Source organism: Amycolatopsis sp., assembly GCF_035546795.1.
In the GTDB taxonomy this organism is placed as follows: Bacteria; Actinomycetota; Actinomycetes; order Mycobacteriales; family Pseudonocardiaceae; genus Amycolatopsis_E.
In genome coordinates this window covers 32,902-59,143 of record NZ_DASZWC010000046.1, presented here as the reverse complement: position 1 = coordinate 59,143, position 26,242 = coordinate 32,902, and the positions used below count along the sequence as shown (strand labels likewise).

Here is a 26,242-nt window from a genome sequence, read left to right as displayed (position 1 = left end):
GCTAGAGCCGCCAGTGGATCTCGTCGGCCGGGTGGTAGCCGCAGTGGGTTCCCGTGTGGATGGTTCCGCGCAGGTGCAGGCCGAGTTCGGGGTGTGCTTGGAGGATCCGGTCGAGTGCGTCACGGATGCGGGCGGTCACCGCTTTGCGGGCGCGTTCGGTGTCGCTGCCGAGGCGCCGGGGGCGCCCGCCCAGTCCGGCGGCCGCGGTGATCTGCCGGACCAGTTCGGTGCGTTCTGCTTGGTGGCGCTGGGCTTCCGCGTGATCGGCCGCCTCGGCGATGGCCGTGTCCAGCTGGGCGATCCTGGCCCGGTAGGCGCGCCGGGCCTCCTGGTCGAGGAGCGGGTCGGCGCCGGTCGCGGGTACGGGCCGGCCGAGCAGTTCGATGGCGGGTACGTCGCTGCCCGGTGCGGCGAGCAGCCTGGCGAGGTCGGCCAATCCCTTCGTATGCGGCAGATGCACTTCCTGGCCTTGGAAACGGAGTGTCCACACGCGACCGTTCCGGTGGAACACGCACGCCCCGGCACTGCGCAGCTTCGCCAGCTCGGCGCGGCTGCGCTCGGTCCACGCCGGCGCGCCGAGCCGCTCATGCTGGGCCACGGCGGCGTCGAGGCGGGCGGTGGCCTCCTCGTGCCTGCCCAGCGCGGCGCACAACATGCCCAGGTGATGGTCGACCGCGCCGGAGTAGGACGCGCAGCCACCGACGACCACGTGCGTGCCCGCGTAGTCGACCAGCCGCGAGTAAGCCTGCTCACGCTGCTCGGCGGAGCCGACCGCGGCGGCCACGGCCGCGGCGAGCGCGCACATCTCCAGGTGGTACTGCTCGGGCGCGGCGGACACGGCGAATCCGGTGAACTCGGCCCGTGCCAGGTCCGTGGCGCCGGCGGCGAGCATGGTGGCCGCGCGGAGCAGGGGCAGCATCGGCGCCACCGGATCGGCCAAGTCCAGCTCCAGCACGGGCTCGGCCGCGGGCACCGGGGCGACGAGGCCGACGGACAGGCGGAGTGTGCCGTGCACGGCGAACGCGTCGGGCTCGCCGATCATGAGCCCGAGTTCGAGCGCCTCGTCGGCGAGAGCGAGGGCGTCGGCCGGTTTCCCGGAAATGGTGATCAGCGTGGCCCGGCGGCTCAGCGCGGCCCACCGTCCGCGGGCGTGGCCGAGCCCTTCCGCGAGCTGGGTGTAGCTGTGCAGGAGGGCGGTTCCCTCGGGGGCGCCGAGTTCGATGAGAGCGGTGGCCCGTAGGAGCACGGCCTGTGCGGCCAGGTCGCGGTCGCGAGCCTTCTCGGCGGCGTCGGCCAAGTCGGTGAGGATCGCGAGGCGCTCTGTCGCGCCGCCCGGCCGCCAGTGGACGTCGTGCTGGGCGAGCAGCACGCGGGCCAGCGCGAGCGCGTCGTCGGCCTCGGCAGCGAGCGCACCGGCTTCGCGGACGACAGCGGCCACGCGCTCGGGCGAGTGGTCCGCGCTGCCGCGCAGGTCCCGGCCGAGTGCGGTGAGCAGCTGCGACCGCAGCGCCAGTGCATCCGGTGGCAGCCCGTCGGCGGCCTCGGACAGCAGGCCAAGGTGGGTGGCGCCGGCGGTACCGCTGCGGAACCCGAGCCCGTGCAGCCCGAGCGCCGCACCGGCGAGCCCGTACGGGTCGCCGGTGCGGCGGCCCAGCTCGGCGAGGTCCCAGTAAGCGGCCCGGGCGGCGGCCGTGTCCCCGGCGTGGTCGAGCGCCTCGGCGAGCCCGACGAGCAGGTCCCGCCGCTGCGGTCCGGCGGAAGCGCCACCGGCCAGGTCGAGGGCGGCGAGCGCGTCGCGGTAGCAGGCCGCGGCGTCGTCGTGCGCCGTGCGCAGGGCCGCCTCCCGCCCGGCGAGCGCGCAGTACCGGACGGCGTTGGCCGCCAGCTCCGGCCCGGCGGCGAGAAACTGGGCGGCCACCTCGCTGGCCGCCACCGCAGCGCCGGCGTCGCGCAGCTCCCGAAGGGCGTGACCGGCCTGCGCGTGCAGCGCTGCCCGGCGGCGGGCCGGCAACCCGTCCAGCAGCGTCTCCCGGTACAGGTCGTGACTGAACCGCAGACCCTCGGGCGAACGGGTCAGCACCCGCGCTGCCGTCGCTTCCTCGAGCACGTCGGGGTCGGCGCCGGTGAGCCGCCCGAGCAGCTCAGGGCGGACCACCTGGCCACCGCAGACCGCCGCGGCCGCCAGCAATTCCGCGCACGGCTGGGACAGTCGGGCGAGTCTGCTGAGCAGGATGTCGCGCACCGTCTCCGGAACGGCGTCCGCCGCGCCGGGCCCGGCCTGCATCAGCCGTGTCAGCTCGCGCACGAACAGCGGGTTGCCGCCGGAACGCCGCCATACCCGCGCGGCGAGTTCACCGTCCGGCCGGGGTCCGGCGACGGCCGTCATCACGTCCGCCACCTCGTTCGCGCCGAGCCCGGACAGCGGCACGACCTGAGCGGGGATGGCCAGCCCGCCGTCGAGTTCGCGATACGCGCCGAGCAGCAGCACGCGTGCCGGGCCGAGGTGACGCGCGAGGAACGCCAGCATCCGCAGCGACGCCTCGTCCGCCCACTGCAGATCGTCGAGCACCACGACCAGGCCCGCCGCCCGGCTGAGCCGGGTGAGCAGCCCGGCGGTCGCGTCGAACAGCCGGAACCGCGCGTCCGCCGCGTCCGCGCTGCTGACCGCGGGCAGGCCGGGCGCGGGCCCGAGCAGCTCGGCCGCCGTACCGAGTTCGTCGGCCGGGACCGCGCGCAGCGCCTGGATCCACGGCCAGTACGCGGGAGCGCCACCGTCCCAGCACGTCGCGCGGGCCACGGCCGCGCCGCGCTCGGCGGCTTCCCGCGCGAGCGCGGCGAGCACCGCGGTCTTGCCGATGCCCGGCTCGCCGGTGACCAGCACGAGTTGCGCGGTCCCGGCGAGCGCGTCGTCGAGCGCGGTGCGGACGACGGTCAGGACGGCATCGCGGCCGAAGAGGTTTTCCGGCACGGTGCCCAGCATGCGCCCGGCTACGGCCGCAACTCCAGCAGCAGGTTCATCGGTGCGTCGACCGCCAGCGGCCGTACTGTCCGGAATCCGGCCGCCGCGGCGACCTCTCCCAGTGCCGGCGCACCGGCCAGCGTGCCCAGCGGCGCGGTCGACGACTGGGACAGCGCGTTGGGTGTGCACACCAGGAAGGACACCGCATAGAACATCCGGCCCGTCGGGTTGAGGTTGTCGGCGACGCGGTCCCCGCCGGGCGGCTCGACGAGCAGCACGGCCCCGTCCGGTGCCAGCGCCTGCCGGGCGTGCACGAGCGCGCCGACCGGGTCGCCGAGGTCGTGCAGTGAGTCCACAAAGGTCACCAGCCCGTAACCGTGCCCGGGGAAGTCACTCGCCGAAGCGACCTCGAAACGGACCCGGCCGGCGACCTCGCTGTCCGCCGCGGCCGCCCTGGCGGCCGCGATCGAGCGGTCGTGGTAATCGAAGCCGACGACCGTCGCGGCCGGGCATGCCTGCGCGATCATCCTGGTCGGCGCCCCGTACCCGCAGCCGACGTCGGCCACGGTGCCGCCCGCCCGCAGCGCCTCCCGGACGCCCGGCAGGTCGTCGATCGCTGCCGCGAGCAACTCCGTGTCGAGGCTGCAGCGGGTGAGGGCGTCAGTGCCGGCCCAGTGCTCGGGATCGCGCTGATGCCAGCCGAACCCGGAGCCGCCGAGGAACGCCTTCTCCAAGTCGGCGAAGGTCGCGCCCATCGACGCGAGCATGTGCGCGCAGGCATCGACGATCGCCCCGCCCGGCGCCCGCAGCATCGCGACCTCGACCGGCTCGGGCAGGCTGAAGGCATCGGCGCCGGCGTGGTATTCCAGGTAGCCGGCAGCGGCCTGCGACCGCAGCCACTCGCGCACGTACGGTTCGGTCAGCCCGGTCCGCGCGGTGACCTCCGCGGTGTCGAGCGGACCGGCCCCGGCCAGCGCCGCCCACAGCCCGTGGCGGATGCCGAGCGCGGTCAGGAGTATGCCCAGTCCCGCCCCCAGCTCGGTCACGATCCGTTCCATTACCTGGTCCGGCGAGGTTTCGGTGGATGTCGTCATGGTGGCCTTCCCTTCTCGAGGGTTCTCACCTCCTTGGCGCCAGATCCGGTCTGGCAGCCCGCCAGGACGCTTGAGCTAGAGGTCGATGACGACCTTGCCGTGGACGTGCCGGCCGGCCTGGAGCTCGGCCGCGCGGCGGATCTGCTCGACCGGGAAGCTGGCCGCGACAGGGACCCGGAGCCGGCCGGCCGCGACCAGGCGGGCGATCTCTTCCAATGCGCCGGCAGGGGCGTTGGCGCCGTTGGCCGCCGACACTCCCTCGGCCTGCGCGGCGATGGTGCAGATGCGGCCGTCCGGGACGCCGAGTTTCCTTGCGGTGTGCACTGTTTCCGTCCCGTGCAGGTCGATGGCAGCGGTGATCCCGCCCGGAGCGAGGGCTCGGACCCGGTCGGCCAGGCCGTCGCCGTAGGCGACCGGCTCGGCTCCGAGCTCGCGCAGGTAATCAGCCGAGCCCGCCGATCCCGTCCCGATCACGCGCGCTCCCGCGATCCGGGCCAGCTGGACGGCGAACACCCCGACCCCGCCCCCCGCGCCGCCGATCAGGACGGTGTCGTCCGGGCCCGGCCCGACTACGGCGAGGGCGGCGGACGCCGTGCGGCCGGCGATCGTGAGGGTGGCGGCAGTGCGGTCGTCGACGCCGCCGGGAGTGTGATGGGCTTCGTTCGCCGCGGTCGCTCCGGCCGCGTCGACCACGACGAAGTCGGCGACCGCGCGGGACAGGGCGCCCCCGAACACCCGGTCGCCGGGCGCGAATCCGGTCACCCCGGCACCGACCTGGTCGACCACGCCCGCGTAGTCGGTCCCGAACCCGGCCGGGAGGCTCAACCCGAACCGGGCGGCGATCTCCGCGTCGGCGGTCATGATCCAGTCCATCGGGTTGAGACCGGCCGCGGTGACCCGCACCCGGAGCTGTCCCGGGCCTGCCCGCGGAGCGGGAATCCGCCGGATGCCCAGGACTTCGGGACCGCCGAACGAATCGAGCCGGACCGCTCTGCTCCCGGCTGTCGATCGGTCACTCTGTTGCCGCATGTGCCTCTCTCCTTGACCTCGAGCGAAACGGACTATGCTCCGTTTACAAGAGCGACCCTAACACAATCGGAGCGTGATCCGTTTGAGTGCGGCGGAGGTGCGTGGACCACGGGCGGACGCGGTCCGTAACCGCGACCAGTTGCTCGCGGTGGCGACCCGCATGTTCGTATCGGCCGGCACCGAGCCGTCGATGCGGGCGATCGCCCGCGAGGCCGGAGTCGGCATCGCCACGCTCTACCGGCATTTCCCGACGCGCGAGTCGCTGGTCGACGCGGTCTACCGGGACCAGGTCGGGCGGCTGACGGCCGGCGCCCGCGAACTGCTCGGCCGGCTGCCCCCGGCCGCGGCGATGCGGCGCTGGATGGACCTGTTCGGGGACTGGATCGCGACCAAGAACGGCATGCTCGACACGCTGCTCGCGATGGTCGAGTCGGGCGAGATCGCCCACGCACGCACCCGGACCGAGCTACTGGCGGCCATCACCACGATTCTCGACGCCGGCCGCGCGGCGGGCGACCTCCGCTCCGACGTGACCGCCGAAGACATCGCCGCCTCCCTCATCGGCATCTTCACCGTGGCCCCCCGGCCCGGACAGGAAGCCAAGGCCGGCCGCCTGCTGGACCTCCTGCTCGACGGCCTCCGCCCGAGACGCGAGATCTGACACCGCACCCATCGCGATGCCCACGGCGCGCACCGTCCACAATCCACAGTCTACAGTGGACGATCACCGACGTCTAGCGCACCGGCATCCGGGGCAGTGCCGGGCGCTTCGCGGAGTCGATCATGCCGAAACGGGCCACGACGTCCGGCGGGCCGCTCTTGTCCACCCGCGCGACGCTCGTTCGGCCGAAAATCAGCAGAAGGATCTCCAGCGGTTCGCCGGTCAGTGTCACCACCGGCTCGCCATGCCGCAGCGTCGCCCGGTCGCGATCGGGCCACACCGCCTCGATCCCGGCGCCGGACGGTCGCACGATCCGGACGAAGCCGGGCAGCTTGGACCACATGGCCTCCTGCACGGCGCCGATGCCGGTCCGCGGCGGCATTCCGTTGGCCCGGCGGACATCCTCATGGTGAATGGTGTACTCGCGCAGGAACATCCGGTTGCGCACCGCGCCGAGCGCGAGCGGCCCGAACGAAGGCCCGGCGCGGAACCGACGGACCAGATCAGGCCAGTCGCGTTCCCGTTCCCGGTGCACCATGCCGTCGTAATACCGGCGGGCCCGTTCGTTGTGGTCGCCCATCAGGTGCCCGAACCACGCGTCGGGGCGCCGTTCGAAGAGGACGAGATGGATGCAGACGTCACGCGCCGACCAGCCCTCGCAGCACGAGGGTGCGTCCGGTCCGACTTCGAGCAGGGTCTCCGCGAACGCCTCGCGCTCGGCGGCACCGGTGCGATCGTGGCCATACATGTCGGCGAACCGGCCGGCCATCGACATGGAATCCTCCTTGGATCGCAGCGAGGCCACTGCAACCGGCCGCATCTGCGCAAGCCCGTTTCTGACACCATGCTACCCCGCAGGCATCGATTCTGTGAACAGCGTTGACTGGTCCGGTTTTCGCCTCTACCGTCTGTCGCTAGCCACCGGCTAGCCGGCACCACCACCGGTAATCCTCAGAGCGGAGGATGCACGTGGATCCAATTCAGGTCGGCCATTATCCCGTTACCGACGACTTCTTCGGTGCGCCGTACATCGACGTCGACGAACAGCGCGAGGAACCGATCGCGCATCGCTACATCCACGGCGGTTTCGACGGCACGAGCACGCGTTTCGCGTTCTGCTATCCGCCTGCCGAGCTGTATCGCGGACGGCTGCTCCAGCCACTCGAGGGCGCCAATGCCGGACACGAGAACGTCAACACCGGCCCGCTCGGTCTCGTCACCGGCGGCCTCGAGATGACCTTCCGGCTCGGCGGCTACACGGTCGAGTCGAACATGGGCCACATCGGCGACGTCATGGATCCGAAAGCCGGACCCGACCCGACGATCTACGGGTACCGGGCCGCGGCCGAGTCGGCGCGATTCTCCAAGTTCGTGGCCGCCCAGATCTACGGCACTCCGCCCGCGTACGCCTATGTCTATGGCGGCAGCGGCGGCGCACGGCGCTCACCCCTCTGCCTCGCCTACGCACCGGACGTCTGGGACGCCGCCCTTCCCTACATGGGCGACGCGCAGGACGGCGAGTACGGGGACCTGAGCCCGCTGCGGAACGGTACCCCGAACTTCTCCAGCATGTTCAACGTGCAACGCGTGCTCGGCCCGAAGATCCAGGACGTCGTGGACGCCATGTCGCCCGGCGGCAGCGGGAATCCGTTCGCCGGCCTGGACACACACCAGCGCGAGGAGCTGGCCACCGTCTACCGGATCGGCTACCCGCGCGGCGACGAATCCTTCATCGCCCAGCCGATGGGCCAGATGTGGCTGTGGGCCTCGATGGCCAACCGGCTGCAGGCCGACTATCCGGCGTACTGGAAGAACTTCTGGACCAAACCCGGCCACGTCGGCTACGACCAGCCCGCGCTCGTCAGCGATGACCTCATCGATCTGCGGACGACCGTCGCGCGCGTGCTGTACGCGAAGGACCTCGTCGAGGATCCGGCGTTCCAGCGCCCCGAACTCGACCAGACCCGTTCCCTGGCCACGCTTTTCGCCGGAATGAACAACATGTGGGACGTGCCGTTGGCGATACAGCTGGCCGACACGCCCGACGGCTACCTGCTCGGGGCCGGTGTCGAGCTCACCAGCGGCGCCGCGGCCGGGCGTCGGCTGTATGTCCTCAATGGACACGACGACGTGGTGCTCGCCGACAGCGACGGCGAAGCCAGCAACCTGCGCTTCACCGGCGTCGAACCGGGCGACTCGGTGCACGTCGAGAACCGCGCTTTCCTGGCCTACTGCTACTACTACCGGCACCACCTCCTCCCGTGGGAGCCCGAGTACGACTTCCTGCGTCTGGACGGCACGCCCATCTACGAGCAGTACGAGCTGCCGGAGATGTCGCCGTTCATGGGTGTCCGGCACACCGGCCGGATCGAGGGGAAGCTGATGTGGGTGCACCACACCCACGACTCCTCCCTCTGGCCGCCACAGGGACTCGGCTTCAAGGCGAACATCGAGCGCGAGTACGGCGTCGAGCAGGCCCGCAAGAAGTTCCGGTTGCGGTGGACCGAAAACGCCGAGCACGTTCCCCCCGCGATGGCCGCGTCGTCGGGACCGCGGGCGAACAACACGTGGCTCGTGGACTATCAGCCGATCATCGAACAGAGTCTCGTCGATCTCATCGACTGGGTCGAGGAAGGCGTCGAACCGGCCGACACCGCCTTCAGCTATCGCGACGGTGCGATAGTCCTGCCGGGCACGGCCGCGGAGCGCGGCGGTATCCAGCCGGTCGTCTCGGTGACGGCCAACGGTGGCGCGCTCGCCGACGTCCGCGCCGGCGAAGAGGTCACGCTGACCGTCCACGCCGAAACCCCGCCGGGCGCCGGAACGATCGTCGGTGTCCAGTGGGACTTCGACGGATCCGGCGCGTTCCCACAGCGCGAGCAGGTCGACGGAACCCAAGCCTCCGTAACGATTTCGACCAGCCACAGCTATGACGCGCCGGGCACGTACTTCGCGACCGCCCTCGTCGAATCGCACCGCACCGGCGATGTCGGCGCCACCGCGAGGCGCATCCCGAACCTCGCCGCCGCACGCGTCGTCGTCCGCTGACCGACGGCACACCGGGCTCCACGGGCTCAGTTCGCGGACCCCGCGCCACCATTCGCCGGGGCCCGGCCAGTCAAGGAGATCAAATGCAGCGTCGCACAGTGATGTCTTTAACCGCGCTCGTACTCGCCGGGGTGGTCTCGCTGGCCGCGTGCAGCTCGTCCGGTACCGGATCGGGCCCATCGCAGGCGCCGGCTCCGGCGCCGGCCGAGGAGCCGGGCTCCCCCGTCGCGGCCAAGATCCTCGTGGTCGGCGACTTCACCAGCACCATCCCGTTCACGCTGCCGGAGATCGTGCCGATGGTGAAGGGCGTGCTGCACAACTTCCCGAACGTCACCGTCGAAACATGCGACGCGAAGGGCGCCGCCGCCGGATTCCTCAGCTGTGAGCAGCAAGCCGTCACCGACAAGGTGGCGGCCGTCGTGCTCGGGTTTTCCGCGGGCGCTCAGGACATGAGTGTCCTGACCACGGCCGGCATCCCGATCATCGGCAACGGCGACGCCCACAGCGCGAACAGCTACCCGCCGGCGGAGTCGTTCTCCGAGTACGTGGCACTCGGTGCCGGGCTGGCCGAGACCGGGTGCCGGCAGCTCGGCGTCGTCTATCTGGGCGGCTCGGACTTCCTGGTGGACAACATCAAGACGGGATTCGAGGGCAAGGGCGGCAAGGAAGTCGCCAGGGCATCCGTCGCCGCCAACGCCGCGGACCTGACGCCCGCCGTCGCGAAGGTCACCGGCGCGGGCGCGAAGTGCGTCGCCGTGAGCCTCACGCCCGCGGCCGCGGCACAGGCGCTCATCGCACTCAAGCAAAGCGGCTCGTCGCTCACCATCGGCGGTATCTCGGCGATCTTCAGCCAGCAGGTGCTCGACTCGCTCAAATCGCTCGCCGACGGGCTCATCGTCGTCGACGTTCAGCTCAACGCGGCCGACAACGCGCCCGGTCTCACCCAGGCCGCGAACGCCATGCACTCCGTCGACCCGAAGGCCGCCATGACCCAGCAGGCCGTCAGCGCGTACATCGACGCGAAGCTCATCGCCGCCGCGCTGCCCAAGGTCAGCGGGGACGTCACGAGCACCTCGCTGGCCACCGCGCTGGACGGGCTGCGCGACGTCGACATGGGCGGCGTGATCCGTGCCTGGTCGACGATTCCGGTGCAGAGCCGGACATTCTCCCGGATCTTCAACCACTACGGGATCAACTACAAGATCCAGGGCGGGAAGTCGGTCCGCCAGGGCGACTTCTACGACATCGGCCCCCTGCTCGCCGGCAAGTGACGGGCGAGGACCGGGTATGACCGAGATCTGGAGATTCGCGGCACTCGGGATGGGGGCGGGCGCGTTGTACGCGCTCGCCGCCGTCGGCCTGGTGCTGGTGTACCGCGGATCCGGCGTGGTGAACTTCGCGCAGGGCGCCATGGGCATGGTCGGTGCCTACGTCTACTTCGAGGCGAGCGAGCAGCACGGGCTGTCGCAGACCGTCTCGGTGCTGTGCGGTCTGCTGGCCTCCGCGGCGCTCGGCGCGCTGTTCCATCTGCTGATCCTGCGCCGGATGGGGGGCGCATCGGCGCTCGCCAAGATCGTCGCGACGCTCGCGCTGCTGGTGGTGCTCGGATCCGCCGCCATGCTGCGATACGGGCAGCTTCCCCAGCTGGTGCCGTCGATCCTGCCGATCGAGCCGGTCAACGTGCTCGGTGCCGAGATCGGCGCGGACCGGATCTGCATCTTCGCCATCGTGCTCGTGCTGACGGCGGTGCTCTGGCTGGTGTACCGGTTCACGACGTTCGGGCTCGCGACGACGGCGGTCGCGGAGAACCCGCGCGCGGCGGGTGCGCTCGCGGTGTCGCCCAACCTCATCGCGGCGGCGAACTGGGCGATCGGCTCGGCACTGGGCGCGCTCGCCGCGATCCTGCTCGTGCCGATCACCGGGCTGGGCAGCGCGAACCTGACCTACCTCGTGGTACCCGTCCTCGCCGCCGCGGTCGTCGGCCGGTTCTCGTCTTTCCCGCTTACCCTGCTGGCCGGTCTCGTCATCGGCATCGCCCAGTCCGAGGTGACCCGGTACGTCACCGAGCCCGGCTGGGGAACGGCGGTGCCGTTCATCCTCGTCGCCGTCGTGCTGCTCGCCCGGGGCCGCTCGAGGGCGGGCAAGGACGAGCGGTTCGGCCGGATGCCGCGGCTGGGCACCGGGCGCATCCCGGTGGCCGCCGTGCTGACCGCCGCCGCGATCGTGCTGCTGTGCGTCTGGGTGATCTTCCCGGCCGCCTGGGTCAACGCGGTGCAGGCGCAGCTGCTCGGCGCGATCATCCTGATGTCCTTCGTCGTCGTCACCGGGTACGCCGGCCAGCTTTCCTTGATGCAGGTCGGTTTCGCCGGCGTCGGCGCGCTCATCGCCGGGTGGCTCGTGGCGGACCACGGCTGGCCCTTCGAATTCGCGTTACTGGCGGGAATGCTGACGGCCATCCCGGTGGGGCTCGTCGTCGGCTTGGCCGGAGTGCGCACCCGGGGCGTCCACCTCGCCATCCTCACTCTCGGCCTTGCCATCTCGCTCGAGGCCGTCGTCTTCGGGAACTCGACCTTCTCCGGCGGCCCGTCCGGCTACAACGTCGGCGACACAACGGTTTTCGGCATCGACGTCAACGGGCTGTTCCACCCCGAGCGCTACGCCACCTTCGCGCTGATCGTGCTGGTGCTGGTGGCATTGGCGACCGCCAACCTCCGGCGTTCCCGTGCCGGCCGCCGGCTCATCGCGGTCCGGACGAACGAACGCGCGGCGGCCGCGCTGGGCGTTTCGGTGCTGCAGGCCAAGCTCTACGCCTTCATGCTCGGCGGGATGATCGCGGCGCTGGGCGGTGTGCTTCTCGCGTTCCGCAGTCCGGCGCTGCAGTTCACCGGCTTCGCCGGACTCCAGTCCGTCTCGGAGATGCAGTACGCGGTGCTCGGCGGCGCGGGCACGCTGATCGGGCCGCTGGTCGGCAGCTCGTTCCAGCCGGACTCGCTCGGCCCGCAGATCTTCAGTTTTCTGGGCACCGACGTGGCGCTGTACATCGCCTTGGTGAGCGGCGCCGGACTGCTGTTCATGCTGACGATCGCGCCCGACGGGCTGGGGTTCCAGATGCTGCCGTCCGACCGCGTGAAGGCGGCTGTGTCGGCCCGGCTGCGGTGGAAACGAGGCCCTCGCGAGGCCCAGCCGGCTCCGGAATACACCACGGTCCGCGTCCCGGCCCGCACATTGGAACTGCGCGACGTATCGGTCCGTTTCGGCGGGGCCACGGCATTGGACCGGCTGTCGCTGCGAGTACGCCCCGGCGAGATCGTCGGGCTCGTCGGCCCGAACGGCGCGGGCAAGAGCACGACCATCGACGCGATCACGGGGTTCGCCGCACTGACCACCGGCAGTGTCCACCTCGGCGAGCTGAACCTGGCCGGGCTCAGCCGGGAGCGACGTGCCCGCGCCGGAATCGGCCGGTCGTTCCAGTCATTGGAGCTCTTCGACGACCTGACGGTGCGGGAGAATCTGCAGACCGCGTGCGACGAGCAGGATCTCGCCGCCTACATCACCAATCTGGTCGTCCCCGGGCGCCCGCGGCTGACCCCGGCCGCGCTGGCGACCGTCGACGACTTCGGCCTGACCGGGTTCCTCGACACCAAGGTGTCCGGCCTCGACTACGCCCGGCGCCGGATGCTCGCCGTCGCCCGCGCCGTCGCGGGCGGGCATTCCGTGCTGCTGCTCGACGAACCGGCGTCCGGTCTCGGCGAACCGCAGGCCCGGCGGCTCGCCGAGACCCTGCGCCGGCTCGCCGACGAGCGGGGTATCGCGGTGTTCCTGGTGGAGCACAACATCGACATGGTGCTGCGGACGTGCGACCGGATCTACGCGCTCGACTTCGGGGTGCTCATCGGTGAGGGCACCGCCGGCGAGATCCGCGGCAACCCGAAGGTGATCGAGGCCTACCTGGGGACGAGCAGGTTCACCGCCGCCGCGACCGCGAAGCCGGTGAATCCGCGATGACCACCGACGCGGTGCTGGAGGCACGCTCGCTCACGGTGGGCTATGGCGCGATGCCGGTTGTGCACGACCTGGACCTCGTCGTGCGCAAGGGCGAGGTCGTGGCGTTGCTCGGCGTGAACGGTGCGGGAAAGACGACCACGGTCCGGGCGCTTGCGGGTGACCTGAAGCCGTTCGCCGGCGAGGTGTGGCTCAACGGGCGGCGCGTGACCGGGCCCGCGCACCGCCGGGCCAAACAGGGGATGCGGTACATCTCCGAGGAACGTTCGGTGTTCATGGGCTTGTCGGCGTCGGACAACCTGCGGCTCGGACACGGGCAGCGGCAGCGCTGTCTCGAACTTTTTCCCGAGCTCAAGCCTTTGCTCGGGCGCAAGGCGGCGCTGCTGTCCGGCGGTGAGCAGCAAATGCTGACACTGGCCCGCGCGCTGTCGGCACAGCCCGAGGTGCTGCTGGCCGACGAGCTTTCACTCGGCCTCGCTCCGCTCGTCCTCGAACGGCTGCTGCTCGCCGTGCGCGCCGCCGCGGCTGCCGGCGCGGGCGTCCTGCTGGTCGAGCAGCATGTCCGGGACGCGCTGGAGGTCGCGGACCGCGCCTACATCATCAGTCACGGTAAGGTCGTGCTTCAGGGCGACGCCAAGGATCTCAAGGATCGCATCGGCGAGATCGAAGGCACCTATCTCGCCGGAGCGGAGCTCGGACTCACCGAGGCGTGACGTGCGGGCGCGGCCCTGAGGATCGTCATGACCGAGTCCGCCGAGCGCGGCCAACCGTCTAAGGACACGTCGCGTGCCAGCAGCGAAGTCTCGCGCCACTCTCAACGCCGACGATATCGTCGAGGCCGCACTGACCTTGATCCGCGAACGCGGGGTCGACGGATTCTCGATGCGACAGCTCTCCGAACGGCTCGGTGCCTCGCTCGGCGCGACCTACCGCCACCTGCCCACGAAGGACGCGCTGCTCCAACAGTGCGGAAAGGCCGTCTTCGACCGCAGCTGGCGCCCGCTGCAGGACGGCGAGGAGCCATTGGAATGGTTGCAGGCTCAGGTGATGAGCCTCTACCACGTGCTCGGCGAGCACCCCGGCCTCGCGTCCTACGTCATCCGGCGGCCGCAGGCCAGCGCCCGTGACATCGTGGATCCGGTGCACGACGTGCTGATCAGTTCCGGGTTCACCGAGGACGAGGCGATCACCACCGGCTTGGTGCTCACCCTCTATCTGGCCGGTGCGCTGCTCAGCGACTTCGAGCACTCGGTCGCCGTCGAAACAGCCGACGCCGGCGCGCTGGTCGCCGCGGGCGTCAGGTTCATCCTCGGCCGGCGGTGACCCCGGGGCGCGTGCGCGTCAGCCGTGGTTGACCAGCCCGCCGTCGACGAGGAGATCCGTTCCGGTCACGAACTCCGCGGCGTCCGAGGCGAGGAACACCGCGGCGCGCGCGATGTCTTCGGGCAGCCCCAGGCGCGGGACGAGCGACTGCCCCAGCAGCGCGTCGCGCGCACCGGGTTGCGCGAGCTGTTCCGCCGAGCCGGGGGTGTCGATCGCACCGGGGCTGATGCTCACCGCGCGAATCCCGTGCGGCGCGCCCTCGGCAGCCATCACGTGCGTCATCGCGAGCACGGCGGCCTTCGTCGCCGAGTGCGCGATTCCGCCGGGGCCGCCGCCATGACCGGCGACCGACGCGGTGTTGATGATGACGCCACCATCGGCGCACAAGTGCGGCCAGGCGGCCTTCGTGGTGGCGAAGACGAGGCTGAGCTCGTTGCGGATCGAGAAGTCCCAGTCCTCGATGCTCATCGCCTCGATCGTCGCGAACACGCACGCGGAAGCGTTGTTCCACAGGATGTCGATGCGCCCGTGCGTCTCCACGGCGAACTCGACCCAGCGCTTGCACTGCGCGAAGTCGCCGAGGTCGATCGGCGCCAGGCCGTGCATCTTCCCCCCGGCCGCTTGGACGAGGGCGATCGTCTCGGCATTGCCGTCGACGTTCAGATCGCAGCCCACCACGGTGGCGCCTTCCGCCGCGAAACGCAGCGCACCCGCGCGGCCCATCCCGCTACCGGTCCCGCTGATCAACGCGACCTTGCCCTCGAGCGCACCCGCCATGACGAGTCACCTTTCGTGTCAGCCTTACGAGACGACCACGCGTGCCTGGCCGATCGTCTCGATGCGGCAGCGGCGCGCGTGGACATCGCCGTCGCGGTGCGACGTTACCCGGGCCGTGACGAAGTACGTTCCCGGACTGTCGTAGCGGTGCGCGGTCGAGCACCCGAGTTCGGCGGCACGGCCATCGATCCCGGCCTGCCGGAGCGGGAAGGTCCCGGTGCCGTCCACGTCCCACTCGATCGAGACGATGCCGCCGGCTCCGGGCGGGACGGCGGCCTTGACTTCCATGGTCACCGTCTCGCCCACGCGCACGTCCGCCCGCTCCGCGCCGTTCGCGGTGACAGACGCGACGGGCTGGATGCCGCCTCTCTCGGCGGCGCTCGCCGGCAGCGAGACGCGGCCGTTGTCGAAGGTGTACTCCGTGCCGCTCGGGGCGATCCCGTTCTCCACCCAGTCGATCAGGTCGATCATCGACTGCTCGGTGATGCCGCGGGAGTCGATCAGGCGCGTCGCCGACGCGCGGTGTGGTTCCGGCGGCACCATCTCGTACGGGCCGTGCTCGGCGAACTCGGTCCAGCGGATCCGGAAGTTCTCCCGCGCCCCGGCCTCGCCCTGGGCCTGCCGCACCGCACGGTGGTAGAGGGTGCCCCAGGCCGGCCAGACGGACGAATCGTGGGTGTGGTGGATCCAGAGCACCTTGCCCTGGTACCGACCGGAGTAGCAGACCCCCATCAGCGGCGACATCCGCGGAACGGGATGCTGCGGGTAAATCGGACTGCCGTCCACCTGCTGATGGGCGAACGCCGGATCGTCCATCACGTGATGGCGGGCGAAGTAGCAATAGGCGAGGAACTTGCGGTTGTCGACGAGAACGCGGTCCCCCGGCCGGACACCCTTGAACCGCAGCACGTTCGCGTCTCCCTGGCCGTCGCAGGCGAAGACGTCACCGGCCGCACCGGTGGCGTACAGGGAACGGCCGGCCGCTTCGCCGCTGAGGATCTTGACCCCTGTTCCCACGCGGTAACCTCCGTCGAGGCCTTCGATCTCGACCGCGTACGGGAACTCGTAGGCGTCGCCGCCGGCCCCGACGATCGCCGCCAGGATGCGCATGGTCTGGTAGCCGGGCCCGGCGAATTCGGGCAGCTCGTTGAGGTCGCGGGCCGACAGCGTGCGCACGACCGTCCCCTCCTGGTTGATCAGGTCGTCCTCGACGAGTTCCGGCGCGTCGTGCCCGACGTAACCCGGCTTCGTCCAGAAGTTGTCGAAGTACTCCGGATCCTCGCGGTACAGCTCGTCGGCCAGCGAGGTCCACAACCACATCTGCCCCATCGGCTCGCTGATCATGAACTCGCAGCCGCGGGGAAAACCCTGGCGGTACAACGAAACCAGCTCGTCCCGCTCGTGCGTGGCCAGGCCGTCGAAGGGGTCGCCGCTGCCGCCGGGCGCCATCCGGTCGGCCAGCTCGATGATCTTGCCCCGGCCGAGGATCCGCTGCACGTTGAACATCTGGCCGAAGGACATGATGCTGCCCGCCTGCACGCGCCGGGTGTTGCCCGGTTCACCGATCTCGCCGCCGCTGGTCGAGGGCAGGCAGCCGTCCCAGACTCCGGGCGCGTTCTCCAGACACAGCGGCGATCGCCGTCCGCCGCCACTGCCTCCCCACACGTAGCTGTACCGGGGTGCGCTGCCGTAGACCTGCGCGGCGACGAACTTCGACAGCCGCGCGCTCTCGGCACTGGCGCGATGGCCGTAGAGCGTGGCGTCCTCGCCCGCCGCGGGGTCGAGGTCGTCACCCTTGTGTCCCTGGTTCGACTCGACCATGTACCCGCCGAGGTGAGCGCTCAGCGCGATGCGCTGGAACATCTCGCCGAGGACCCCGGCGCCGAAGGTCACCGCGTGCCCGCCGTTGCCGCCCTCGAGGGGCTGGAACATGCGGCCGGTGTAGCTCTCGGCCGGCGGGAAGTAGAACGCGAACTCGGTGTCCGTTCCGGCGAACCCACCCTGGACGAACCGATGCGGCGACGGCCGCTCGCGCTGCTCGTCGATCTCGATGAACGGTGCGCCGAAGAAGTCGTCGGTACCGACGTACCCGGACAGGTCGATTGCGCTCATAGGGCGGCCCCGCCTTCGTCATCACCCGCTCCGCTGCGAGCCGCACCAGCCTCGCAGGACGCCCGGCGCGAAGTCAACAGCGTTCACTCTGGATGTGGACGTCGTTCGCACCGGCGGGCTCCTGCCGCGCCGGGAACCCGCCGGCTCGCGGCCGGCGCGGCTGGGCTCAGCGGGGGCGCGGCGACAACTCCACGACGTCCCCGGCGCGGGCCAGCCGGATCGGGCCACCGAATTCGGCGGCAGCGTCCTCGTACAACGCGTCCAGCCAGTCCCGTTCGGTGCAGGCGAAATGGGTCAGCATCAGCTCCCGCGCGCCCGCGCGTGCCGCCACCCGGCCGGCGTCGCCACCGCAGAGGTGGCCGTGGCCGGTGGTGTCCGGAGCGCTGAGCGTGGCCTCCGCCAGCAGCAGGTCAGCCTCCGCGGCGAGCTTCGCCGTGGCGTCGGTCATCCCCGTGTCGCCGGTGTAGGCGAGCGTCAGGTTCGGAGTCTCCACGCGAATGCCGCAGTTGGGGAGCACGTGGCGCAGTTCGTGCAGGCCGACCGTGGTGTCGCCGATCTCGAACCGGTCCCCCGGCTGGTACTCCCGCACCGCGAACGCGCGCTCGAAGGCCTGGTCCAGCATCGGCATCGACGTCACCGGGAACAGCCCGGCCCAGCGGCCGAACAGCTCGCGCGCCCCGGCGGGCACGAACAGCGGCACCGGCCGCAGCTCCCGGCCGCCGGTCGACGGCCCGCCGGGGAAGTCCAGCACGCCGGAGATCAGCGACTTTCCCAGTGGCAGCAGGTCGTAGCAGTGATCCGCGTGCAGGTGGCTGATGACGACGGCGTCCAGCGCGGCCGGTTCGGTCACCGCGGACAGCGCGGTGGCGATTCCGGGGCCGCAGTCGAGGAGCATCCGCGTCCGCCCGGTTTCCACGAGGTAGCCGGAACTCGGCTGACCGCCGGCGGGCATGCCCGACCGGCATCCGAGAACGGTGAGCTGCATACGGTGCCTTCCGATCTGCCGATGTGTTTTCCCGCGCGTGCACCGGCGGCCGGTGGCCCGCGCTGGCTTCCTGGCAGCATGACCGCTGCCGGGCCGGTGTACCGCCCGGTGCGGCGAAGATCGAATGATCGATTGGCGGCGCCTATCGCGTCTTCAGAGGTCCAGCACGAGCCGCCCGGAGCGGGCGCGCGAGACACACACCATCATGGTCCGGCCGTCCGCCCGTTCCTGTTCGGAAAGTACGGAGTCCCGATGGTCCACCTCGCCCGCCAGCACCGCGGTCTCGCAGCTGCCGCAGGTGCCCTCGCGGCAGGACGAGGGCATCGGGATCCCGGCCGCGTCCAGCGCGTCCAAAAGGGACTCCCCCGGCCCGACGTCGATGGTCCGCCCGGAAACCGACACCACGAACCCGGTGGTGGGCCCGGTCTGGTCCCTGGCGTGGAAACGTTCGACCCGCAGCCGGTCCGGCGGGCACACGCGTTCGGCCGCGGCCAGCAGGGGCTCGGGGCCGCAGCAGTAGACCGGCGCGGTACCGGCGGCGAAGATTTCCCGCAGCGGCAGCAAACCTTGCTCGTCCTCGGGCAGCACGTGCACGCGGTCGCCGTAGCCTGCCAGTTCATCGAGGAAGGCCATCCGGGACCGCCGCCGCCCGCCGTAGTACAGCCGCCACCGCGCGCCCGCGGCGTCGGCCGCGCGCAGCATCGGCAGCAACGGCGTGATCCCGATCCCGCCCGCCACGAACACGTACTCCGGCGACGGCTTCAGCGGGAAATTGTTGCGCGGTTCACCGACGTTCAATGTCATGCCCTCGGTCACGGTGTCGTGCAGGTGCAGCGAGCCGCCGCGGCCGGATTCCTCCCGCAGCACGGCGATCCGCCAGCGGTCGCGTGCACCCGGGTCCCCGCACAACGAGTACTGGCGCACGAGCCCGGGCCGGACCTCCACGTCGACGTGTGCGCCCGGGGCCCACGACGGCAGGCCGGCTCCGGTCAGCTCGATGGCCACCACATCTTCGGCCAGTATGGTTTTCGCCGTAACCCGGACGGTGTGCACGCGTTCCTCCTCGTCCCGAAACGCCTTCCAGCGTCGCGAAAACCGCCACCGATGCGCGGGGCGCGCCGGTATTCGACTCGCCCGATTGGCTTTCCCAATGAACCGGTGGCGGCGCAGGTGCCGGGCCGAAACTGATCGCATGGACACGCGAGAACTCGCCGACCGTACCCGCCGTTTCGTCACCGAACAGGTCATCCCGGTCGAACGGGAGATCGTCGCCGACAGCCGCCCGATGGACGACGCGCTGCGCCTGGAGCTGCAGAAGGCGGCCAAGGACGCCGGGGTGTTCGGGCCGTTGTCGCCAGTGCGGTACGGCGGGCTGGGGCTGGACACCCGCGGGCAGGCACCGGTGCTGGAGGCCGCGGGCACCAGCCTGATCGGCCCGCTCGCGCTGAACTGCTGGGCACCCGACGACGGCAACATCCACCTGCTGGCGCACGCCGCCAACGCCGCGCAGGCGCAGCGTTATCTCGCGCCGCTGGCCTCCGGCGAGGTGCGCTCCGCGATCGCGATGACCGAACCCGCGCCGGGTGCCGGTTCGGATCCGAGCATGTTGCGGACCACCGCCGAGGAGGTGCCCGACGGCTGGATCATCAACGGCGCCAAGCATTTCACCACCGGGGCCGACGGTGCCGCGTTCGTCATCTGCATCGCACGCACCGAGGACGGGCCGACGATGTTCCTGGTGGACAAGGGCAACCCCGGGTTCGAGGTGGGCCGCCGGATGCCGACGCTGGACCACACCAGCGCGCCGGGCGGGCACTGCGAGGTCACCTTCACCGACTGCTTCGTGCCGGACGAGGCGGTGCTCGGCGAAGTCGGCCAGGGCATGGAGTACGCGCAGGTCCGGCTCGCCCCCTCGCGGCTGACTTTCTGCATGAACTGGCTCGGGCTCGCCGTGCGCGCGCAGGAACTGACCGCGCGGCACGTGTCCGGGCGGGAGGCGTTCGGCGCGCGCATCGGTGACCACGGCATGGCGCAGGCGCAGCTGGCCGACAACGAGATCGACATCGAAGCCTCGCGCGGGCTGATCCTGCGTGCCGCCACCGCGATCGACACCGACGGCGCGGCGAGTTCCGCGGCCCGGCATTTCGCGTCGGTGGCGAAGACCTTCGTGTCCGAAGCCGTCTGGCGGGTGCTGGACCGCGCTGTCCAGCTGCACGGGGCGCTCGGGGTCACCGAGGATCACCTGGTGGCCCGTTTTCTGGTCGAGGCCAGGGCGTTCCGCATCTACGAGGGGCCGTCCGAGGTGCTCCGCTGGTCCATCGCGCGGCGTGTGCTGCGCGCCCACCGCTGAGGGGAAGAACCCATGACAGACACCACGCTTTCGTTCTCCGCCGCGTTCGCCGCGGCCGTGACCGGCGCTCCGGACTACGGCAAGCTCCGCGAGATCTCGTCCACGCTGGTGCCCTTCGGCAACCACGCCGGGATCGAGATCACCGAGATCGCCCCGGAGCGCGCCGTCGCGGAGATCCCGGACGAACCGCACCTGCGCAACCACCTGAACACGGTGCACGCCGGGGCGCAGTTCCTCGCCGCCGACATCGCGGGCGCCTGCGCCTTCGTCGGCGCCGTCGCGCCTCGACTGTCCACTGTGGATCTGCTCGTGCTGCGCACCGCCGGCTCGGCCTTCCGCAAGCCCGCGACCGGCCGGATCCGGGCGGTCGCCACCGTCAACGAGCGCGACGCGAGCGCGGTACTGGCCGGCACCGGCGGTCGCTTCGATCTGGACGGTCGCGCACACCTCTACGACGAGGCCGGGGTGCTGGTGGCGAAATTCAGCTTCGAGTACGTCTGCACCACCTCCTGAGAGGCACCCGGATGTCGGAGTTCTCCTCGCTCGAATCACTGGCCGTGCAAACCGGCGACGGCGCTTCCTTCGTGATTCGCCTGCTGCCGCACCAGAATCCGACGGCGCCGATCGTGCTGCTGCTGCCGGCCATGGCGCTCAAGGCGAAGTTCTACCTGCCACTGGCCAAGGCGCTGCGGGCCGCCGGGCTGTCCGCCGCGACCGTTGATCTGCGGGCGCAGGGCGAAAGCGGGCCCGCGCTGCGTGAAGGCCCCGACTTCGGGTACCGCGAGCTGATCGAGGTCGACATGCCGGCGATCGTGGCCGCGCTTCGCGAGCGTTTCCCTGGCGTACCGCTGTACTTGTTCGGCCACAGCCTCGGCGGGCAGGTGGCGCTGTTGTATGCGAGCGCGCACCGGGACCAGATCGCCGCCGTGGCGACGATCGGGACGGGCACGGTGTTCTGGCGTGCTTTCGGCCCGCGCCGGTGGGTCGAGGCGTTGTGGAAGATCCAGTGGATCGGTCTCGTGGCGCGCTTCAAGGGCTGGTGGCCCGGCGGTGTGCTGATCCCCGGCGCGATGGCGGGTGGCGTGATGACCGACTGGGCCCGGCATTCCCGCACCGGCCGGTACTCGCCGCGCGGCACCAAGCGGAACTACAACGTGCTGCTCAAGGCGCTGGATCTGCCGGTGCTGCTGATCTCGCTCGACTCCGACACCCTGGGCCCGAAGTCCAATGTGGACTTCCTGGGCACCAGGATCCCGGCGGCGAAGCCGGCCGGCTGGCATATCGGGGCCGACTCCGGGGTCGCGCACCGGGATCACTTCGAGTGGATCAAGGACAGCGACGTCATCGCGCCCGCGGTCGCCGCCTGGCTGACCGAGGGCAAGCCGCCGGCGTGAAGCGCTACACGGCGGGACGGGTGTTCGTCGGTGACGGCCGCGTCCTGACGCCGGGCGGCGTGCTGGTCGAGGGTGGCGTGATCACCGGTCTCGACGAACGACCGTCGCGAGTGGACTTTCCCGGCGCGACCCTGCATCCCGGGTTCATCGACGCACACGTCCACCTCGGTTTCGACGGTGGCGGCGATCCGGTCGCCACGCTCCGCGCGGCCTCGGACGCGGAGCTGCTGGAGTCGATGCGGCAGGCCGCGAAGGCCCTGCTCTCGGCCGGCGTCACCACGGCGCGGGATCTGGGTTCACGCGGGTTCCTCGACATCGCGCTGCGCGAGTCGCTCGACGCGCCACGGCTGTTGCTGGCCACCCGGCCACTGACCCCGCCCGGCGGGCACTGCTGGTACCTCGGCGGCGAAGGCCGGGGCGCCGGTGAGCTGCGGAAGCTGGTCCGGGAGAACCAGGAAGCCGGCGCGGACTGGATCAAGGTCATGGTGACCGGCGGGCACACCACCGAGGGCTCCCGCGCGTGGCGGACACAGTTCGACCGGGCGGAACTGGCCGCCGCGGTCGACGAAGCGCACGCGCTCGGGCTGCCCGTGGCGGCCCACGCGCACGGCACCGGGGGAATCGCGCTCGCAGTCGACTGCGGCGTCGACACCCTCGAGCATTGCACCTGGCAGACCGAGGACGGGTCCGGCGGCTACTCGCCCAGGATCGCCGACGCGATCGCGGCGGCCGGGATCCCGGTCTGCGCCACCTTCAACCCGCAGCTGGCGGCGATCCCAGCGTTCGCGGGCCCGCGGCGACGGGTGATCGCCGACATGCGGGCCCGGGGTGTCCGGTTCATCGCCGGCACGGACGCCGGGGTCGTCGGCACCCCGCACGCCGGGTTCGGTGACGGGCTCAAGGCGATGGCCGGGTACGGGTTCACACCCGGCGAAGTGCTGCGGTCAGCGACGATCGACTCGGCGAAGGCGCTCGGGATCGACGGCCGGACCGGCAGCCTGCTGCCGGGCAAGGACGCGGACCTGGTGATCTCCTCCGGTGGGCGGCCACTGCTCGTGGTGGCGCGGGGACGCGAGATCAGGTGAGCCTCAAATGGAGCAGGTACCCGCCCGAAGTGCTGCCCGCGTGGGTGGCGGAGATGGACTTCCCGGTGGCACCCGCGATCACCGCCGCCGTCCGGGAAGCCGTCGAACGCGGCTTGTTCGGCTACAGCACCGATGCCGCGAAGGCAGATCTCGCCGAGGCCTGCGCGCAGTGGCTGTGGGACGCCCATGGCTGGCGGGCCTCCCAGGTGCACGTGCTGCCGGACGTGCTGAAGGGCGTCGAGCTCGGCATCGCCCTGCACTCGCCGGAAGGCAGCCCCGTGGTGGTGCCGACGCCGGCCTATCCCCCGCTGTTCGACGTGGTGCGCCAATGCCGGCGGCCGGTCGTCGAAGTGCCGATGGACCTCGGCCGGATCGAGGGCGCGCTGGCGGCCGGAGCACGCACGGTGGTGTTGTGCAACCCGAACAATCCACTGGGGACGGTCGCGGCGGCCGATGACCTGAAAGCGCTTTCCCACCTTGTCGACCGGTACGGCGCCAGGGTGGTCGCGGACGAGGTGCACGCGCCGATCGTGTATCCCGGCCACCGCCATGTCCCCTACGCGGCCGTGTCCGACGAGGCCGCGGCCCATACCGTGACCGTCGTATCGGCCTCGAAAGGCTGGAACCTGGCCGGGCTCAAATGCGCGCAGGCGATCGTTTCCCCGGCCGACGAGCCGGTCTGGGCCGCGCTGCCGACGCTGCGGACCTGGGGCGCGAGCTCGCTGGGCATCATCGCCAACACCGCCGCCTACCGCTCCGGCCGGGATTGGCTGGCCGGTGTCGTCGCGGAGCTGGACGTCAACCGCCGGTACCTGGCCTCGCGGCTGGGTGAGTTCCTGCCGCGCACGCCGGAGGGCACCTACCTGGCGTGGCTCGATTTCCGTGGCCTGCCCGAGGATCCGGCGGGATTCTTCCTGCGCGAAGCCAAAGTCGCGCTCAGTTCCGGGGCGCCGTACCGGGCGCCGGGGTTCGCGCGCCTCAACTTCGCCACTGACGCCGGGGTACTGGCCCGGATCACCGACCGGATGCTGGAGGCGCTGTGAACCTCGTCCGCCTCGCGTGGCAGGTCGCCGAGCCCGTGCACGCCGTGCTGTACTACGCGCCGGAAACCGCCGCGGCCACCGCCGGGTTCGCCCTGCCGAACCCGTGGATGACGTACTTCGGCTGCCGCGTGGCCCCACTGGGGCGCGTCTCGGCGAGCGCGGCCACGGCCGTCTGCTACCACCTCGCGCCGTCGATGGTTTCGGGTTCGGTGCCGGGACTGTGGGAACACGCCGCGCCACAACGGTTCCTGGACGCGCGGCTCGAAGCCGTGGACCTTGCGCTGGCGCGCCTGCTGCCAGAGGTGCCGCGCCGACTCCTCCACCTCGCCCGGTCCGCGGCGTCGGCCGTGCAAAACTGTGGGCGGGCGCTGGCGGCCGCCAACGCCGCACTGCCCGAGCCGTCCGGACCACGGCCGGCGTTGTGGCAGGCGCTGACCACCATGCGCGAATATCGCGGCGACGGGCATATCGCGGCGCTGATCGGCGCCGACGTCGACCCGTGCGCCGCGCATGTCCTGGCCGACGCGGCCGGGCGCGCGCCTGAATCGCAGTCCAAGCGCTACCACAAATGGGACGAGACGGCGTGGAAAACGGCCCGGGAAGCGCTTACCGCGCGCGGCTGGCTCGGCGCCGATGGCTCGCTCACCCGGGCTGGGCGGGCCGCCGCCGAGGAGATCGAGCAGACCACCGACCGGCTGGCCCGGCGCCCCTACTCCGCGCTCGGCGACGCCGCCACCGAGGAGTTCGTTTCGCTGCTGCGCCCGCTGGCCGACGCGGTCATGGCGGCAGGCGCAGTCCCGGTGCCCAACCCTGTCGGCTTCTCCTGGCCGCCTCGCTGAACCAGCACCACCACGACGCCCAGCAGCGCACCTGCTGCGGCGACGAGGAAGGTGACCGCCGGCGAGGGCAGGATTCCGGCCAGTGCCACCCCGAACACCGCGCCGAACTGACGGAACGTGTTCATCGTGCCGGACGCCGTGCCGCCCAGCGCCGGCGGGACCGCGCCCATCATCGCCTGGATCGCGACCACCCCGCCGGACAACGGGATCCCGACGCCCAGCAGCACGAAAGCCCAGCCATAGCCCGGATACGGCACCCCGGTTTCCAGCAGCGTCAACCCGGCCAGTCCGACCGTGATGCACACCAGCCCGGACACCATCGTGCGCCGGGTGCCCAGCCGCGCCACGACCGCGGACGCGAAGATCGCCGTCACGCCAAGGAAGCCGAACAAGGCGAGGAACCGGAGCCCGGTGCCCAGCGCGGACAGGCCGAGCTCGTCCTGCAGGTACACCGTCACCAGGTAGAGCACGGCGTAAAGCCCGAACAGCCCAAGGAAGTTGACCGCGCAGGCGATCGCGACCGCGGGCACCCGCAGCAGGCGGGGCGGCAGCATCGGCTCCGCCGCGCGCAGCTCCCACCCTGCGAAAGCCACCAGCGCCAGCACTCCCCCGGCCAGCAGCGCGAGAATCGGCACCGAACCCCAGCCGTAGGAGCGGCCTTCGATGAGCGCGAACGTGAGCGCCGAACCGCCGAGGATGAACAACGTCTGGCCGGCGAAGTCCGGGCGGCGCCCGCCGGAAGGCGCCTGCCGTGGCATTGTCCACAGTAGACCCAAGACGGCGGCGAGCCCGATCGGCAGGTTGAGCCAGAACATGCTCCGCCAGCCGGCCGCCTGCACCAGCACCCCGCCGAGCAACGGGCCGAGCGCGAGCGCGACCCCGCTGGTGCCGCCCCACACGCCGATGGCCGTCGCGCGCCGGCGGGCGTCCGGGAACAGCGCCGACGTCACGGCGAGCGACAACGGCACTACAGCCGCGGCACACACCCCTTGCGCGGCGCGGGCCCCGATGAGGAAGCCGATGTCCGGCGCGAGCGCGCAGGCCACGGAGGCGAGTGTGAACCCCGTGGTGCCGAGCAGAAGCACCCTCTTGCGGCCGAGCCGGTCGCCGAACGAGCCCGCGCTCAGCAGCAGGCAGGCGAACGCGAGGGTGTACGCGTCGAGCAGCCATTGGGCGGCCGTCGTGGCGGCACCGAGATCGGCGTCGATGGCGGGGATCGCGACCGGGGTGATGCTGGTGTCCAGGTACACCAGGAAAGTCGCGGCACAGACCAGGGTCAGCACGAGCCGGGGGCGCGAGGTCACCGATTCACGCTAACCGTGGCGGACCCGGTCGCCGCTGACCACGAGCGCGATTCTTTTCGACCGATCGGCACTTCCGATGGCCGCCGGTGATTTGCCGCGCCGATCGAAGCCCAAAGTATTTCGATAGTCCCTGTTCGCGGCTCTGATCAGCGGTTTTACCGGTTTCACCCGTGTCCGCCCGTTCACCTGCGATACATCCCGCGATGGTGTGATCCCGGCGTCGGAGTGATCAAGGGA

General features: G+C 71.2%; 20 protein-coding genes and 1 pseudogene. 12 read left to right on the top strand and 9 right to left on the bottom strand.

The annotated features are described in order from the left end of the window. Nucleotide 1: 1 nt before the first annotated feature. The 3 genes from VHD82_RS25290 to VHD82_RS25280 all read right to left on the bottom strand — a co-directional run bounded on the left by VHD82_RS25290 (nucleotide 2) and on the right by VHD82_RS25280 (nucleotide 5,082). A complete protein-coding gene (locus tag VHD82_RS25290) occupies nucleotides 2-2,980 on the bottom strand; it encodes an ATP-binding protein (RefSeq protein ID WP_325708856.1) in 2,979 nt (992 codons plus the stop codon). An 8-nt stretch (nucleotides 2,981-2,988) separates the two neighbouring features. Beyond that, nucleotides 2,989-4,053: a class I SAM-dependent methyltransferase gene (locus VHD82_RS25285; RefSeq protein WP_325708853.1), complete on the bottom strand. Its 1,065-nt coding sequence runs from the start codon at nucleotides 4,051-4,053 to the stop codon at nucleotides 2,989-2,991. Between the two features lie 75 nt (nucleotides 4,054-4,128). After that, nucleotides 4,129-5,082: an NADP-dependent oxidoreductase gene (locus VHD82_RS25280; protein WP_325708849.1), complete on the bottom strand. Its 954-nt coding sequence runs from the start codon at nucleotides 5,080-5,082 to the stop codon at nucleotides 4,129-4,131. An 82-nt stretch (nucleotides 5,083-5,164) separates the two neighbouring features. On the opposite strand from VHD82_RS25280, the gene VHD82_RS25275 reads away from it, so the two are divergent. Further along, nucleotides 5,165-5,743 carry a helix-turn-helix domain-containing protein gene (locus VHD82_RS25275; RefSeq protein ID WP_325708904.1) on the top strand — a complete coding sequence of 193 codons (579 nt, stop codon included), beginning with the start codon at nucleotides 5,165-5,167 and terminating at the stop codon, nucleotides 5,741-5,743. A 73-nt stretch (nucleotides 5,744-5,816) separates the two neighbouring features. On the opposite strand, the gene VHD82_RS25270 is transcribed toward VHD82_RS25275, so the two are convergent. Beyond that, a complete protein-coding gene (locus VHD82_RS25270) occupies nucleotides 5,817-6,518 on the bottom strand; it encodes a TIGR03085 family metal-binding protein (protein ID WP_325708846.1) in 702 nt (233 codons plus the stop codon). A gap of 194 nt (nucleotides 6,519-6,712) precedes the next feature. Between VHD82_RS25270 and VHD82_RS25265 the strand changes: the two genes are divergently transcribed. From VHD82_RS25265 to VHD82_RS25245, 5 genes are all read left to right on the top strand, one after another. After that, on the top strand, nucleotides 6,713-8,791 hold the full coding sequence (locus VHD82_RS25265; RefSeq protein ID WP_325708842.1) for a hypothetical protein: 2,079 nt from the start codon (nucleotides 6,713-6,715) through the stop codon (nucleotides 8,789-8,791). A gap of 101 nt (nucleotides 8,792-8,892) precedes the next feature. Continuing rightward, nucleotides 8,893-10,062, top strand: a complete 1,170-nt coding sequence (locus VHD82_RS25260; protein WP_325708901.1) for an ABC transporter substrate-binding protein — start codon at nucleotides 8,893-8,895, stop codon at nucleotides 10,060-10,062. A gap of 16 nt (nucleotides 10,063-10,078) precedes the next feature. Beyond that, entirely contained in the window at nucleotides 10,079-12,796 is a 2,718-nt protein-coding gene (locus VHD82_RS25255; protein WP_325708839.1) for an ABC transporter permease subunit, read from the top strand. After that, nucleotides 12,793-13,506 carry an ABC transporter ATP-binding protein gene (locus VHD82_RS25250; protein WP_325708837.1) on the top strand — a complete coding sequence of 238 codons (714 nt, stop codon included), beginning with the start codon at nucleotides 12,793-12,795 and terminating at the stop codon, nucleotides 13,504-13,506. Before VHD82_RS25255 ends, VHD82_RS25250 begins: the two co-directional genes overlap by 4 nt. 73 nt (nucleotides 13,507-13,579) lie before the next feature. Continuing rightward, nucleotides 13,580-14,116 (top strand): TetR/AcrR family transcriptional regulator, encoded by a 537-nt coding sequence (locus VHD82_RS25245; protein ID WP_325708834.1) that lies wholly within the window; start codon nucleotides 13,580-13,582, stop codon nucleotides 14,114-14,116. 18 nt (nucleotides 14,117-14,134) lie between these two features. On the opposite strand, the gene VHD82_RS25240 is transcribed toward VHD82_RS25245, so the two are convergent. The 4 genes from VHD82_RS25240 to VHD82_RS25225 form a co-directional block, all read right to left on the bottom strand. After that, complete coding sequence (locus VHD82_RS25240; RefSeq protein ID WP_325708831.1) at nucleotides 14,135-14,893, bottom strand: SDR family NAD(P)-dependent oxidoreductase; 759 nt, start codon at nucleotides 14,891-14,893, stop codon at nucleotides 14,135-14,137. 24 nt (nucleotides 14,894-14,917) lie between these two features. After that, the gene (locus VHD82_RS25235; protein WP_325708828.1) at nucleotides 14,918-17,005 is read right to left on the bottom strand and encodes a tannase/feruloyl esterase family alpha/beta hydrolase; all 2,088 of its coding nucleotides are present in this window, start codon (nucleotides 17,003-17,005) and stop codon (nucleotides 14,918-14,920) included. Nucleotides 17,006-17,171: 166 nt separating this feature from the next. After that, nucleotides 17,172-17,990, bottom strand: coding sequence for an MBL fold metallo-hydrolase (locus VHD82_RS25230; RefSeq protein WP_325708825.1), 819 nt, complete (start codon nucleotides 17,988-17,990; stop codon nucleotides 17,172-17,174). Between the two features lie 153 nt (nucleotides 17,991-18,143). Further along, nucleotides 18,144-19,043: a PDR/VanB family oxidoreductase gene (locus VHD82_RS25225; protein WP_325708823.1), complete on the bottom strand. Its 900-nt coding sequence runs from the start codon at nucleotides 19,041-19,043 to the stop codon at nucleotides 18,144-18,146. A 139-nt stretch (nucleotides 19,044-19,182) separates the two neighbouring features. Here VHD82_RS25225 and VHD82_RS25220 point away from each other — a divergent pair, with 139 nt between their 5' ends. Genes VHD82_RS25220 through VHD82_RS36895 form a run of 6 tightly spaced genes read left to right on the top strand, consistent with a single transcriptional unit; the run spans nucleotide 19,183 to nucleotide 24,701 of the window. After that, nucleotides 19,183-20,340, top strand: coding sequence for an acyl-CoA dehydrogenase family protein (locus VHD82_RS25220; RefSeq protein ID WP_325708820.1), 1,158 nt, complete (start codon nucleotides 19,183-19,185; stop codon nucleotides 20,338-20,340). A gap of 12 nt (nucleotides 20,341-20,352) precedes the next feature. Next, nucleotides 20,353-20,853: a DUF4442 domain-containing protein gene (locus VHD82_RS25215; RefSeq protein WP_325708818.1), complete on the top strand. Its 501-nt coding sequence runs from the start codon at nucleotides 20,353-20,355 to the stop codon at nucleotides 20,851-20,853. Between the two features lie 11 nt (nucleotides 20,854-20,864). Next, on the top strand, nucleotides 20,865-21,734 hold the full coding sequence (locus VHD82_RS25210) for an alpha/beta fold hydrolase (protein ID WP_325708815.1): 870 nt from the start codon (nucleotides 20,865-20,867) through the stop codon (nucleotides 21,732-21,734). Then, a complete protein-coding gene (locus VHD82_RS25205) occupies nucleotides 21,731-22,819 on the top strand; it encodes an amidohydrolase family protein (RefSeq protein ID WP_325708812.1) in 1,089 nt (362 codons plus the stop codon). Before VHD82_RS25210 ends, VHD82_RS25205 begins: the two co-directional genes overlap by 4 nt. Beyond that, nucleotides 22,816-23,862, top strand: coding sequence for a MalY/PatB family protein (locus VHD82_RS25200; RefSeq protein WP_325708809.1), 1,047 nt, complete (start codon nucleotides 22,816-22,818; stop codon nucleotides 23,860-23,862). The genes VHD82_RS25205 and VHD82_RS25200 overlap by 4 nt, the downstream gene beginning before the upstream one ends. Beyond that, nucleotides 23,859-24,701, top strand: coding sequence for an SCO6745 family protein (locus VHD82_RS36895; RefSeq protein ID WP_414637577.1), 843 nt, complete (start codon nucleotides 23,859-23,861; stop codon nucleotides 24,699-24,701). The genes VHD82_RS25200 and VHD82_RS36895 overlap by 4 nt, the downstream gene beginning before the upstream one ends. A 101-nt stretch (nucleotides 24,702-24,802) precedes the next feature. Here the strand turns inward: VHD82_RS36895 and VHD82_RS25195 are convergent. Continuing rightward, nucleotides 24,803-25,984: pseudogene (locus VHD82_RS25195) on the bottom strand (MFS transporter); the annotation flags it as partial. Nucleotides 25,985-26,242 lie beyond the last annotated feature (258 nt).

Coding starts and splice junctions, on each gene's coding strand:
- VHD82_RS25290 (WP_325708856.1), bottom strand. CDS start 2,980: ATGCTGGGCACCGTGCCGGAAAACCTCTTCGGCCGCGATGCCGTCCTG.
- VHD82_RS25285 (WP_325708853.1), bottom strand. CDS start 4,053: ATGACGACATCCACCGAAACCTCGCCGGACCAGGTAATGGAACGGATC.
- VHD82_RS25280 (WP_325708849.1), bottom strand. CDS start 5,082: ATGCGGCAACAGAGTGACCGATCGACAGCCGGGAGCAGAGCGGTCCGG.
- VHD82_RS25270 (WP_325708846.1), bottom strand. CDS start 6,518: ATGTCGATGGCCGGCCGGTTCGCCGACATGTATGGCCACGATCGCACC.
- VHD82_RS25260 (WP_325708901.1), top strand. CDS start 8,893: ATGTCTTTAACCGCGCTCGTACTCGCCGGGGTGGTCTCGCTGGCCGCG.
- VHD82_RS25255 (WP_325708839.1), top strand. CDS start 10,079: ATGACCGAGATCTGGAGATTCGCGGCACTCGGGATGGGGGCGGGCGCG.
- VHD82_RS25250 (WP_325708837.1), top strand. CDS start 12,793: ATGACCACCGACGCGGTGCTGGAGGCACGCTCGCTCACGGTGGGCTAT.
- VHD82_RS25240 (WP_325708831.1), bottom strand. CDS start 14,893: ATGGCGGGTGCGCTCGAGGGCAAGGTCGCGTTGATCAGCGGGACCGGT.
- VHD82_RS25235 (WP_325708828.1), bottom strand. CDS start 17,005: ATGAGCGCAATCGACCTGTCCGGGTACGTCGGTACCGACGACTTCTTC.
- VHD82_RS25230 (WP_325708825.1), bottom strand. CDS start 17,990: ATGCAGCTCACCGTTCTCGGATGCCGGTCGGGCATGCCCGCCGGCGGT.
- VHD82_RS25220 (WP_325708820.1), top strand. CDS start 19,183: ATGGACACGCGAGAACTCGCCGACCGTACCCGCCGTTTCGTCACCGAA.
- VHD82_RS25215 (WP_325708818.1), top strand. CDS start 20,353: ATGACAGACACCACGCTTTCGTTCTCCGCCGCGTTCGCCGCGGCCGTG.
- VHD82_RS25210 (WP_325708815.1), top strand. CDS start 20,865: ATGTCGGAGTTCTCCTCGCTCGAATCACTGGCCGTGCAAACCGGCGAC.